At 69.0% G+C, this 12,437-nt stretch carries 8 protein-coding genes; 5 read left to right on the top strand and 3 right to left on the bottom strand.

Going from position 1 to position 12,437, the window contains the following annotated elements; all coding sequences use genetic code 11:
- Nucleotides 1–98 precede the first annotated feature (98 nt).
- Nucleotides 99–872, top strand: a complete 774-nt coding sequence (locus G398_RS0103785) for a hypothetical protein (protein WP_157492272.1) — start codon at nucleotides 99–101, stop codon at nucleotides 870–872.
- 105 nt (nucleotides 873–977) lie between these two features.
- Here the strand turns inward: G398_RS0103785 and G398_RS19250 are convergent, their stop codons facing one another.
- Nucleotides 978–1,937, bottom strand: coding sequence for a diacylglycerol/lipid kinase family protein (locus tag G398_RS19250; protein ID WP_052571364.1), 960 nt, complete (start codon nucleotides 1,935–1,937; stop codon nucleotides 978–980).
- Nucleotides 1,938–2,370: 433 nt separating this feature from the next.
- Between G398_RS19250 and G398_RS19240 the strand changes: the two genes are divergently transcribed.
- Nucleotides 2,371–6,189, top strand: coding sequence for a beta strand repeat-containing protein (locus tag G398_RS19240; protein ID WP_169720609.1), 3,819 nt, complete (start codon nucleotides 2,371–2,373; stop codon nucleotides 6,187–6,189).
- Between the two features lie 51 nt (nucleotides 6,190–6,240).
- Here the strand turns inward: G398_RS19240 and G398_RS0103760 are convergent, their stop codons facing one another.
- A complete protein-coding gene (locus G398_RS0103760; protein ID WP_026852600.1) occupies nucleotides 6,241–7,110 on the bottom strand; it encodes an RluA family pseudouridine synthase in 870 nt (289 codons plus the stop codon).
- Nucleotides 7,111–7,199: 89 nt separating this feature from the next.
- Here G398_RS0103760 and G398_RS16040 point away from each other — a divergent pair, with 89 nt between their 5' ends.
- Nucleotides 7,200–10,316, top strand: a complete 3,117-nt coding sequence (locus G398_RS16040) for a C45 family autoproteolytic acyltransferase/hydrolase (protein WP_052571358.1) — start codon at nucleotides 7,200–7,202, stop codon at nucleotides 10,314–10,316.
- A 47-nt stretch (nucleotides 10,317–10,363) separates the two neighbouring features.
- Here the strand turns inward: G398_RS16040 and G398_RS0103750 are convergent, their stop codons facing one another.
- Nucleotides 10,364–10,795, bottom strand: a complete 432-nt coding sequence (locus tag G398_RS0103750) for an RrF2 family transcriptional regulator (protein WP_052571356.1) — start codon at nucleotides 10,793–10,795, stop codon at nucleotides 10,364–10,366.
- Nucleotides 10,796–10,921: 126 nt separating this feature from the next.
- Between G398_RS0103750 and cysK the strand changes: the two genes are divergently transcribed.
- Both cysK and G398_RS16035 read left to right on the top strand, forming a co-directional pair.
- On the top strand, nucleotides 10,922–11,887 hold the full coding sequence (cysK, locus tag G398_RS0103745) for a cysteine synthase A (protein WP_052571354.1): 966 nt from the start codon (nucleotides 10,922–10,924) through the stop codon (nucleotides 11,885–11,887).
- Between the two features lie 8 nt (nucleotides 11,888–11,895).
- Nucleotides 11,896–12,390, top strand: a complete 495-nt coding sequence (locus G398_RS16035) for a DUF4395 domain-containing protein (RefSeq protein ID WP_052571352.1) — start codon at nucleotides 11,896–11,898, stop codon at nucleotides 12,388–12,390.
- Nucleotides 12,391–12,437: the final 47 nt, after the last annotated feature.

Genomic DNA, 12,437 nt, shown 5'->3' with positions numbered 1-12,437 from the left:
CTGGTACGCAACTCCGCATGGCAGCCGTCTTTTCGGGTCTTTTCCTGGCCTCGGCCGTCTGTGGCGCATCGCCACAGCAGGAGCGGGGCCGTCGCGACATGCCACAGCCCGTACGGCCCTCGGTCGATCGGCCCTCCCCCGGCGCCTCCCGCGCCGACACCCCCCGGGAGATGTCGGGGCCGGTGTCCGCCGAACGGGCGGGCCGGATGGGAGGCCACCCCGGGCCCCGCATGCGCGAAACAGATCCCCGGCCCACGGACCTGGCCCCCCGGGTGACCAGCGTGAACCTGTATCCGGGCACGCGGGTGGTGGTGCCGCCGGCCTGGAACCGGTGCGAGGTCTTCCCGACCGGGCGCTACTGGCGCGACCGCGACATCATGGCCGAGATCCAGTGGCTCTCCCGCAGGGGGTTTGTCCCCGTCACCCCCATCGGCCTGGGCGTGGATGAGATCAGCGACTACGTCATGCTGCCCGCCGGCTGGCGCGCCTACGGCGTGTCCGTGCCGGCCGGAGGCACGGTGCAGGTCGAGGTCCAGCACTCGAACCTGGGCTGGTTCCGCCTCATGCTCGTGGACAAGTGGGGCCGGCCCGGGCCGGGCATGCTGCAGGCCGCCATCGCGCACCAGCCCGTCATGGTGACCTACAAGAACCCCGGCAAGGAGGCCACGGCCGTCTACGTCATCGTGGACGATCCCGCCTGGTGGTCGGATGCCCGCAACCCCTACCGCCTGGTGGTCCGCCGCGACTGGGATCCTGCCAAGGTGGACCTCAGCGGCGTGAAGATGGTGGCGGGCCTCTGGGGCGCCAGCCCCAGCGTCAGCGCCGAGTTCCGCGGGCCCAGCCTGACCGGGCCTGCCGTTTATCCACGCTAGGCCGTTTCCGAGCATGGAAGGGTTAGGCCGCCCTCGGCCGGCTTCGCCGGACGAGGGCGCGGGGGCTCCGGGGGTGTGCGCGCAGCGCGGAACCCCCGGACAGCATCAGGACCAGGGACACCCTCCGGTCACCCACATGCGGAAAGCCCGGGGTTCGACGGTGAGTTCCGCGCGGTCGCGTCCGGGGGCGGGCTCGCCGTCCAGGTGCCAGGGCAGGGGGCGCTCCAGGCGCAGGGTGGCGTGGCGGATGCGCCCTTCGTGGCGGAGGGCCGTGTGGCCGCCCTCCTGGAAGAGCCTCGGTGCCTCCGTGAGCAGGGTGAGCCAGGATGGCCGGGCCAGGGTGGCCCACTGGAGGCAGCCGTCGGTGGGATCGGCCCCGGGGGCGATCCAGAGCCCGCTGCCGTAGGTCGGGAGGTTCGCGAAGCAGAGGCTCCAGGCGGAGTCCGGCAGGGTGGGGGCTCCGGGATGGAAGGCCGCGCGGATGCGCTCGATGCGGCCGTCCGTGGAGGGCATGGGCGCCTCTTCCGCCTCCCAGGCCAGGGCCGCGGGCTTCCAGGCGCGCCATAGCTCCAGGCTGGCCCGGGCATAGGCGGCGAAGCCGCGGCCCGGGAGGCTGGCGAAGCGGTGGGCCACGGCGGCCTCGAAGCCCGTGCCGCAGACATTCAGGAAGGGCTCGCCGTCCAGGCGCGGCAGATCCAGCCGCAGTTCCCGGCCCTCCAGCAGGCGCTGCAGGGCGCCCGACGCCCCCAGGGGCGTGCGCAGACCCCGCACCAGCCCGTTGCCGCTGCCGCCGGGGATCGCCCCCAGGGGAACCGGGCAGCCCCGCTCGACCAGCGCCCTGGCGGCGTGGTGGAGGGTCCCGTCCCCGCCCCACACCAGCAGGGGGCCCTCCGCGCGGCGGGCCTGCTCGATGGCGGGCTCGAAGTCCCAGGGCGGGCCGAAGGGCAGGGGCTCGACCCGGTCCCGGAGGTGCTGCGGCAGCGGCCGCAGCAGGGCGTCCGGGTCCTTGGGGGAGGTTCCCGAGGCGGAGTTGAAGAGGACGGGCAGGGTTCGGCAAGCGGGCATGTCCGACTCGGGTCCAAATTTCAAAATGTTACAGGACGAGGCCGTTATGTTAAAAGACCTGCGTATCGTTAATATTTCACGGGGTGTTCCGCTTATTGTAAATGAAACATCGTCTTTTTCTCAATAACATCAAGTTTTCAAAAATTATGTTCTGGATCAAGACCACCGAAAGGTCTATATCTCGAATGTCCCCCTTTTCAAACCTTCTCATCCAGATTCATTGCCCGGCGTTCCTTTTCTGGTCTGTACGGTTCAGTTCGATTGTTTTCTGGAGGTTCCCATGAGGTCCCTGAAACGTGCGGTGAGCGTCCTTTTTTCGCTCACTGCGGTCCTTTCACTGTCAGTTTTCCTCGCCTGCGGCGGCGGTGGAGGAGGAAGCACTCCGGCACCACTGATTCCCCCGACCATCGGCACGCAGCCTGCCAATCAGAGCGTGCTTGAAGGAGCCACGGCCACTTTCTCAGTGACCGCCAACGGATCAGCCCCGCTCACGTACCAATGGAAGAAGGGCGGGACCGCTATCTCCGGCGCCACTGCCGCCAGCTACACGACCTCCGCCACCGTGCTCGCCGACAGCGGCTCCAGCTTTACCGTGACGGTGAGCAACGCCGCCGGATCCGTTACCAGCAACGCCGCGACCCTGACGGTGAACCCCGCGCCGCCGACCATCACGACCCAGCCGGTCAACGTCACCGTCACCGCTGGAGCGACGGCCTCCTTCAGTGTGGCGGCCACAGGCACTGCGCCACTCACCTATCAGTGGAAGAAGGGCGGGACCGCCATTTCCGGCGCTACCTCCGCCAGCTATACGACGGCTGCCACCACCCTGGCCGACAATGGCTCCAGCTTCACCGTCTCGGTGACCAACGCCCAGGGCACGGCCACCAGCAACGCGGCCGTTCTCACGGTCCAGGCTCCTCCGGTGTTCACCACCCAGCCGGTGGGGTCCACCACCGTGACCGCCGGCGCCGCCGTGACCTTCACGGCCGCCGCCACGGGCAACCCCGCGCCCACCTTCCAGTGGTTCAAGGGGGCGACCCTCCTCACGGGACAGACCGCGGCCACGCTCACCATCGCCAGCGCCACCCTGGCGGACGCCGGAAGCTACACCGTCGTCGCCACCAACTCGCTGGGATCGGCCACCAGCTCTGCTGCCGTGCTGGTCGTGAACCAGGCGCCCGTCTTCACGACCCAGCCCGCCAGCCAGACTGTGGTCGCCCCCGCTTCCGTCACATTCACGGCGGCGGCCAGCGGCTTCCCGGCTCCCACCTACCAGTGGCAGAAGGGCGGCGCAGCCATCGCCGGGGCCACCAGCGCCACCTACACCATCGCCACCACCTCGCTGGCGGACGCCGCGACCTACACCTGTGTGGCCACGAACAGCCTCGGTTCCGCCACCAGCAATGGGGCGGTCCTCACCGTCCAGGTGCCTCCGGCCATTACCACCCAGCCGGTGGGTACCACCGTGACGGCCGGCGCGTCCGTCAGCTTCACCGTGGTGGCCACCGGCACGCCGGCGCCCACCTACCAGTGGCAGAAGAGCGGTGTGAACATCGCCGGCGCCACCAGCTCCACCTTCACCATCGCCAGCGTGACCCTGGCTGACGCGGGCGCCTACACCGTGGTGGTCACCAACCCCGCGGCCAGCATCACCTCCAGCGCCGCGGCCCTCACGGTCAACGCGCCGCCAGTCATCACCGCCCAGCCCGCGAATCAGAGCGTGGTGGTGGGCCAGACGGCCACCTTCTCCGTCACCGCGACGGGCAATCCCGCCCCCACCTACCAGTGGCGGAAGGGTGGCGTGGCCATCGCCGGCGCCACCAGCGCCAGCTACACCACGCCGGTCACGGCCATCGGAGACGATGGCAGCACCTTTGATGTGGTGGTGAGCAACAGCCTGGGCAGCGTGACGAGCACTATCGCCACCCTGGCGGTCGCCCCCGCGCCCGTCGCTCCGACCATCACCACCCAGCCGACGAGCCAGACCGTGGCGGCCGGGGCCTCCGTGACATTCAGCGTGGTGGCCACCGGAACACCGTCGCCCACCTTCCAGTGGAAGAAAAATGGCGCGAGCATCGCCGGCGCCACCGGATCCAGCTACACCATTCCCGCCGTGGTCTCCACGGATGCGGGCAGCTACACCGTGGTGGTGACCAACAGCCAGGGGAGCATCACCAGCTCCGCCGCGGCCCTCGATGTCCTGTACAAGCCCGTGATCACGACCCAGCCCGCCAGCCAGACCGTGGGCCAGGGTTCGAACGTCACGTTCTCGGTGGTCGCCAACGGCAATCCCGCTCCCACCTACCAGTGGCAGTTCAACGGGACTCCCATCGGCGGAGCCACTTCCTCCAGCTACACCATCAACAGCGTGGGCGCCGGCAATGCCGGTAGCTACGATGTGGTGGTCACCAACTCCCAGGGCAGCGTGACCAGCAACGCGGCCACGCTGACGGTCACCCTCAACCATGCCGTTTCCGGCCGTGTTACCCTTGTGAACAGCGGGTCCGGCGTGGCCGGCGTGACCGTGAGCATCAATACCACGCCCAGCGCCACCACCGCCATCACGGATGGATCGGGCAACTTCACCCTGACGAACATCCCGGACGGCGCCTATACGGTGACCCCCAGCCTCAGCGGGGCCAGCGCCATGTTCTTCCCGGCCACCTCCTCGGTGACGGTCTCGGGCGCCGACGTGACCAACGTCCAGTTCCAGGCAGCCGTGGGCTATAACGTGTCCGGCACCGTGGCCTATGCCGGCAGCAAGACCGGGCGCATCTTCCTGCGGCTGGATAACGGCTATGGCGACAACAACCCCGGCGTCAGCATCTCGGCCGCCGGCGCCTTCACGATCCGTGGCGCCTCCCCAGGCACCTACACGCTGAGGGCCTGGATGGACACCGTCGGACAGACGATCCCCAACGCGTCCAACCCGACGGGGACCACCCTCAACGTCACAGTCACCAGCGGCAACGTGACGGGCGTCAGCCTCACGCTGACCGACCCCGCCGCGGTCAGCCTGACTGGAACCGCGGGCCCGACCCTCAATGGCGTCGCGCCCATGAATGGCGGGGCCTTCGTCAGCTGGAGCCCCCTGGTGGACGCCCAGTCCATCGAGAAGGCGGATTCCTACCGCATCGAGTGGAGCACTTCCAATACGTTCGCCTCCATCACTGGAAACACCACGGTTCCGGCCATGGGAGACAACAACCCGATCTACTTCACCACCGCGCCGTTGACCAACGGGACCTCCTACTACTTCCGAATGTATGGGAAGGCAGGGGCGACCACCAGCAATGCCTCCAACACCTTCGGCCCGGTCGTGCCGGCGGTGGGTTCCGGTGGCAGCACAGTCTCGGGGACGGTCACCTTCCCCGGAACGGCGACAGGCCCCCTGTACGTCGGTGTGTTCGACGAATCCGCGGGACGCCCCTATGCGGTGCGGATCGCCAATCCCGTCAGTCCCCAGGCATTCAGCATTCCGGGAGTCCCGAACGGCACCTTCTTCTTCTTCGGGATCATCGACCAGAACAACGACGGCCTGATCGACGCAGGTGACATCTCGAACACCAATAGCAACATCTCGTCCCTCATCACGGTCTCAGGCAATCTCTCCGGGCAGAGCCTGGCGCTTTCGAACGCCGGTGCGATCGCCACGGTTTCCACCTCGCACCAGAAGTACACGGGCGCGGGTGGCTCGGGCGAGACTTACGGCCTGAACTTCAGCGTGGACCAGAACACCCAATTGCCCGTCAACGTGGCCATCCAGCTTGGTTCCGCCGTGCTGGATGTCGGGAAGCCCGTCACGAGCAGCGGGTACTGGTACTGGACGAACCTGGGGTCCCTCCGCCCGGTGGTTGGCGATGCCTACACGGTCATCGTGGGCTACGGCAACGGCACCTCGGAAAATCTCACGGTCACCGTGTCTGCTGTTCTGGATACCTTCCCCACCAACCTCGCCCCAGTCACGGGCGCCGCTGCGGGAACCACACCGACGTTCACCTGGTCGGCACCCTCTCCAGCGCCGTCCTTCCCCTATACTTACAGCTTCTGGATGCAGCAGCAGAATGCAGGCCAGATCTGGAGCTATCCCTCCAACGGGGACATGCCCAGCTCCCAGCTTTCCCTGGTCTACAACGTGGACGGCTCGGCCTCTCAGCCGGCGCTGACCTCGGGCCTCACCTACGTCTGGTCCATCTCGCTGATGGATGCCAACGGCAACTCGGCCCAGCAGACGGTCGAATACAAGCCCTGAAGCGGAATGGCTTCACATTGGAACGGCGGGGGGCGACCTCCGCCGTTCTTCTTATGCCAGGAACCTCGCGGGCGGCGCTTCCAAGTGGAGATCCTCACCCGTCACGGGATGCCTCAGGCCCAGCCGCCAGGCATGCAACCACAGGCGGTCCGAGGGCGCCCCGCCGTAGAGGGCGTCGCCCAGGATGGGGCGCCCCAGGTGGGCGAGGTGGACGCGGATCTGGTGGGTGCGGCCCGTGTGGAGGCGGGCGACCAGGTAGTGGCCGGGCGCAAGGCCGGCGGTCTCCTCTGCGGTGGCGGGCCTGAAGTCCGTGCGGGCGGACTTGGGCTCCATGAGGTCGCCCTCGCAGCCGAAGCGGCCGGGATCGGCGCCCCGCAGGCGGCCGATGGGGGCCTCCACCGTGCAGGCCTCCAGGGGCCCCGAGATCCGCGCCAGGTAGAGCTTCTCCAGATCGCGGCCCGCGAAGGCGGCCGCCAGGCCGGGGTTGGCCCTGGCGTCCTTGGCCAGCACCAGCAGGCCCGAGGTGCCCTGGTCCAGGCGGTGGTGGAGGAAGAGCTTCAGGTCTGGCCGCTGGGTCCTCAGCAGGGCCAGCAGGTCGTGGCGGTCCGTGGCCCAGGTGCCCTGGGTGGCGATCCCAGCGGGCTTGTCCACGGCCAGGAGCCAGGCGTCCTCGAACACGATGGGAATGGCCATCGTCGGCACGGGCGGCAGGTCGGGATCGTAGGCCACCCGGATTTCCGTGCCAGGCTTCACCATCCGGCCGGCCACCTTCACGCGCTTGCGGTCCACCTGCACCCCGCCCAGCTTCAGGGCCTCGCGGGCGGCCCGGCGGGACAGGTCGGTGTGCTGGGCGATGAGCTGGTCCAGGCGCAGCTCGGCATCGCCGGAGTCCACGGTGAAGGTCCATTTGCGAAGTGTCATGGTTCCAGCGTAGCGGGTGCTTCAAATTGCCTCGAAAAGCGAGGCAATTTGAAGGCAGGTTTGGCATGCTGGGGGGTGGAGGCTCCCCCATGTTTCGAACGCTTCGCGCCGGGCTGCTGCTGGCCCTGGCGGTGCTCGCCACCGCCGCCGACCTCTCCGTGTCCGGGTTCGTCCTGAAGCCTGGTTCAGCGGGCCAGGCCCAGGGATTGCGGCTCGCCGCGCCGGCCACCGGGGCGGAAGCCACGCTGGTGTCGGCCCCCGTGATGCTGAAGGTGGGCGAGCTGTACCGGCTCAGCGCCACCATCTGCACCGAGGGCGTGAAGGCCGATGCCCTGGCCCGCTACCCCACGGCCCTGGGGGCCTGCCTCTCCATGGAGAGCTTCCCCTTCACCAACGCCTCCCAGAGCGTGGCGGGCGACTCGGAGCGCAAGGTCTCGATCCTGTTCCTGGCCACGGCCCCCACGGATCGGGTGCAGCTGCACCTGGGCCGCAACGGCAAGGCCACGGGCGCGGCGACCTTCAGCCATGTGAAGCTGGAAAAAGTGGAGGACGTCACCGCCTTCATCCCCCTGCAGACCGTGCGCTGGGCGGGCAAGGGCTTCCGCTACGAGATGGGGGGCTGGACCTTCCTGCACATCGAGGGCGCGCCCTACGCGCGGGGCCGCCAGCACGGCGAGCTCATGGCCGAGGAGATCGTCCGCTACATCACCAAGCTGGGCGTCCTGAAGAACGCGGCCGATCCCGTGCGCGGCTGGAACGACCAGCGGCAGACCGCTGACGCCCTCTTCTTCCGCAAGTACGACGTGGAGTTCCTGGAGGAGATGAAGGGGATCGCCGACGGGGCCGCGAAGGCGGGCGCTGCGTTCAGGGGCCGCCCCGTGGACCTGCTCGACATCGTGACGCTGAACAGCGCCGTGGACATGAGCTCGCTCCAGGAGGGCCTGGCCCGGGCCGCGAATCCGCTCTCGGGCCGCACCTTCATGACCGGCGACGATGAGATGGCCAAGGGCGGCGAGGGCGACCACTGCTCCTCCTTCGTGGCCACCAAGGACGCCACCAAGTCGGGCCGCTTCATCTTCACCCAGATGTTCATGTGGAACGGCTACACGGGCACCGAGTGGAACGTGATGCTGGACATCGTGCCCGAGAAGGGCCACCGCCTTGTGATGCAGACCTTCGCGGGCGGCATCCACAGCGGCACCGACTGGTACCTGAATGCCTCGGGCCTGGTGATGGGCGAGACCACCGTGGGCCAGACCCCCTTCAACCCCGACGGCACCCCCCAGAGCAACCGCATCCGCAAAGCCGCCCAGTACGCGGGTGGCATCGACGAGGCGGCGGGCATCCTCTTCAAGCAGAACAACGGCCTCTACACCAATGACTGGACCATGGCCGACACCAAGACCGATGAAGGCGCCTGCTTCCTGCTGGGCACCGAGAAGGCACGGATGTGGCGCACGGGCACGAAGGGGAAGTCCGCCGACACGCCGGGCAACCACCGCGACTTCATCTGGGCCAACAACAACAACCGCGACCTGGAGGTCCGGGGCGAGTACACGGGGAACGCGGAGAACGCGCCGGCGGACCTGGCCTTCAACACCTGGAACCGCGACATCGCCTTCCAGGACGCCTTCAAGGCCTACGGCAAGGGCGGCTTCGACATCGACGCCTCCACCCGGCTGATGGCCAGCAGCCCCATCAACCGCCCCCACGCCTGCGACGCCAAGCTCACCACGTCCGAAATGGCCGAGAAGCTCGTCTTCATCGCCCACCAGGGCAAGACCACCCAGCGCGAGAAGCTGGTGGGCGGCCGCTGGATCGCGGACCTGCCGGGCGCCACGCCGCACCTGACCCATGGGTACACGGCGTTCAGCCCCATATGGGTGTCCGCCCGGCTCCAGGCCGCTCACGCGGCCTGGAGTAAGGAAAAGAGGCAGAAGGATTCGCCTGTTCCGGATGTGGGCAACGTGAAGGAGGCGTTCAGCTATGACGCGAAGGGGCTCTGGACAGGGACTGTCAGGCCGGCGTCGGATGCGGACAACTGGTTTGTCAGCGGGTCGGCGGCCTACTGGCAGCAGCTCAAGCACCTGCCTGCCACGCCTGCCAAGGCCTTCGAGACTCAGAGCGCGGCGTTGGCGGACCTGGCCACGCGCCACCTCTGGCTGGGCGCCACCGAGGGCGCCAAGGCACCGCTGGCGACGGTCACGGAGTACGACCGCTACGGCGCCTACCAGATTCCCCGCATCCGGGGCCTCTTCGCCCTGCACCAGCTGCGCCTGATCCTGGGCAACGCGGCCTTCGCCAAGGCCATGGGAACCGTCCAGGGCCGCTACGCGGGCAGGGCGGCCGCCACCGCCGACATCCTGAAGGCCCTGTCCGAGGGCGCCGGGAAGGACGTGGCGCCGATCCTGAAGCCCTGGCTGGAGCGGGCCGACCTGCCTGCGCCGAAGGTCCGGGCCCGCGCGGAGAAGGCGGACGGTGCCTATGACGTGAAAGTCGAGGTCGAGCAGTCCGGCTTCACCTATCCCTTCGTGGCCTTCGCCAGCCTGGAGACGGAGAAGGGCGCCCGTCTGGAGCGCCTGGAGGTGAAGGGCGCCCGGGCCGCCTTCAGCTTCCGCAGCGAGGCCAGGCCCACGCGCCTGGTCTTCAACGCGGGGAATGACCTCCCCATGCCGCGCGCGAACTTCTGGGTGCCGGGCAATCTGCTGGACGACTGGAGCCGCGCGCTGCTGGTCTTCGGCACGGCCCGCGAGGTGGAGGCCCAGCGCACGCTGGCGCTGAGCTACCGTGAGGCCCTGGCCGACAACATGACCGAAGTGCTGCTGCCCCTGAAACCCGATGCGGAGGTCAGCGAGGCCGACCTGGCGGCCAGCGACCTGGTGCTCTTCGGCGGTCCCGCCGACAACGGCGTGGTGGCCCGCCTCCAGGCCGAGGGCAGGCTGCCCTTCGAGGCCGGTTCCGGCTGGTTCCGCTGGCAGGGCCGCACCTACGGCCGCCCCGACGACGGCCTCCTGGCGGCCTTCCCCAACCCCTGGAACCCCAGGCGCATGCTGGTGGTCGTGCTGGCCAACAGCCGCGTCCAGCAGTGGGCCATGACGAAGACCATCCCCCGCGGACTGCCGGGCTGGACCCTCTACCGGGGCGGCGAGGTGAAGGAGAAGGGGCATGCGGCGGCCGAGGGGACGATCCTGGCCTTGAATCTCTGATGCCCGCAGGGCCTGCGCGGAATCCGCAGCCGCGGATTCCGCGCAGGTCAGATCGAGTACCCCTGGCTGTCCACCTCCAGCGCCTGGTGCCGGAAGGCGAGGTCGGCGAGGGTGGTGCCCCGCAGGACCGCGCGGGCGGCCTCGGTGCTGCGGCTCCAGAGCTCGCGGATGGCGCGGGCGCCGTAGGTGGCGTCCGCGGGCAGGCTGCCGGCCACGAAGCGGCCTTCGAGGGCCTCCAGCACGTCCAGGGCCGTGATGTGGCTGGGGTGCCGCGCCAGCTCGCACCCGCCGTTGGGGCCGCGTTGCACCTTGACCAGGCCGGCGGCCTTGAGGTTGCCCAGCAGCACCCGGAGGAACTTGACGGGGAGGGCCTGGCGCTCGGCGATGTCCGCCACCAACATGGGGCCCCGGCCCGCGTGGAGGGCCAGCTCCACCATGAGCAGCAGCCCGTAGCGCCCCTTGGCTGAACCCTTCAACATGCGGCCTCCCCGGACAGTCTAGCGGTCCTTCGAAATACATAATAAAATTAATTAACAAACTTGACAATATAAAAAACCTTTGCATACTTCAGGTTCCGGGCCGAGCCCGAGACCAGAGGAGCCCTCATGAGCCAGCCGAGCCGTCCCACCGAACGCCCCAACCGCGTCGAGCACGCCTACGACCTGGTGGGCTACACCCCCGTGGTGCGTCTGAACCGCGTGGTGCCCAAGGGCTCGGCCAAGATCTACGTGAAGCTCGAGAGCGCCAACCCCGGCGGCAGCGTGAAGGACCGCATCGCCCTGAGCATGATCCAGGATGCCGAGGCCCGCGGCGCGCTGAAGCCCGGCATGACCCTGCTGGAGGCCACCAGCGGCAACACTGGCATCGGCCTGGCCTTCGTGGCGGCGGCCAAGGGCTACAAGATCACGCTGGTGATGCCGGACACCATGACCCAGGAGCGCCGCGCCCTGCTGAAGGCCTATGGCGCCGAGCTGCTGCTGACGCCGGGTTCCGGCGGCATGAAGGCCGCTGTGGACAAGGCCGAGGAGCTCGCGGCCGGTGATCCCTCCTACTTCCTGGTGCGCCAGTTCGACAACCCCGCCAACCCTGCCGTGCACCGCCGCACCACGGCCCTGGAGGTGCTGGAGCAGGTGCCTGAGCTGGACGCCTTCGTGGCGGGCGTGGGCACCGGCGGCACCGTGACCGGCGTCGGTGAAGTGCTGGCCGAGAAGAAGCCCGGAACCCTGGTGGTGGCGGTGGAGCCCGAGACCTCGCCTCTGCTGAGCACCGGGAAGGCCGGCCCGCATAAGCTCCAGGGCCTGGGCCCCAACTTCGTGCCCGGCATCCTGAACAAGAAGGCCTTCCAGCGCATCCGGCCTGTGGGCTACGACGACGCCATCGCCGTCGCCCGCCGCCTGGCGCGGGAGGAAGGGCTGCTCACGGGCATCAGCACCGGCGCCATCGTCTTCGCCGCCCTGGAAGTGGCCAAGGAGCTGGGCGAGGGCAAGACCGTGGTGGCCGTGCTCTGCGACACCGGCGAGCGCTACCTGACGCACCCGCTCTTTGCGGAGATCGACGGGCCTGCCATCTGAGCGCCCGGATGAACCAGACGTTTCCTCCCGGACCCAGCTGCCCCATCGTCCCGGACCTGGTGGATGAATCCGCCGGGCGCATTGCCGCCTTCCTGTCGCTGGGGCTCCTGGTCCTGGCGGTGGGAAGCGGCCGGGGCTGGGCCGTCCTGGCTCTGGGCGCGGACTTCGCCCTCCGCGCCGCGGGCCGTCCCTCCTTCAGCCCCGTGGCCCTGGCGGCGGGGCGGCTCCGCCGTCTCGCCGGCCTGGCGGAGCGCAGGGTCAATGCCGGCCCCAAGCGCTTCGCCGCTTCCGTGGGCTTCCTCTTCTCCCTGGGCATCGGGTCGGCCCTGCTCGCGGGGCTGCGGCCCCTGGGCCTGGCCCTGGCGGCGATCCTGGGCCTCTGCGCGGGCCTGGAGGCCTTCTTCGGGTTCTGCCTGGCCTGCCGGATCCACCCCTGGCTGCCCTGGGTCCGCGCCGGCGCCACCCGGCTGGAACCCGTCCAGACCGGTGAACCGGCCGCCTGAGCTGGCGGGGCGCCGGCCGCGTATCCTTGGGCATCCTCCCGAGGCAT

The sequence above is a fragment of the Geothrix fermentans DSM 14018 genome, assembly GCF_000428885.1.
Taxonomy (GTDB): domain Bacteria; phylum Acidobacteriota; class Holophagae; order Holophagales; family Holophagaceae; genus Geothrix; species Geothrix fermentans.
The sequence above is the reverse complement of the archived record's forward strand: the minus strand, read 5'-3'. Positions and strand labels throughout refer to the sequence as shown.

Excerpts from the sequence above, each read along its gene's own strand:
- cysK (WP_052571354.1), top strand. The coding sequence starts at position 10,922 with ATGAGCCAGCCGAGCCGTCCCACCGAACGCCCCAACCGCGTCGAGCAC.
- G398_RS0103760 (WP_026852600.1), bottom strand. The coding sequence starts at position 7,110 with ATGACACTTCGCAAATGGACCTTCACCGTGGACTCCGGCGATGCCGAG.
- G398_RS0103785 (WP_157492272.1), top strand. The coding sequence starts at position 99 with ATGCCACAGCCCGTACGGCCCTCGGTCGATCGGCCCTCCCCCGGCGCC.
- G398_RS0103750 (WP_052571356.1), bottom strand. The coding sequence starts at position 10,795 with ATGTTGAAGGGTTCAGCCAAGGGGCGCTACGGGCTGCTGCTCATGGTG.
- G398_RS16040 (WP_052571358.1), top strand. The coding sequence starts at position 7,200 with ATGTTTCGAACGCTTCGCGCCGGGCTGCTGCTGGCCCTGGCGGTGCTC.
- G398_RS16035 (WP_052571352.1), top strand. The coding sequence starts at position 11,896 with ATGAACCAGACGTTTCCTCCCGGACCCAGCTGCCCCATCGTCCCGGAC.
- G398_RS19250 (WP_052571364.1), bottom strand. The coding sequence starts at position 1,937 with ATGCCCGCTTGCCGAACCCTGCCCGTCCTCTTCAACTCCGCCTCGGGA.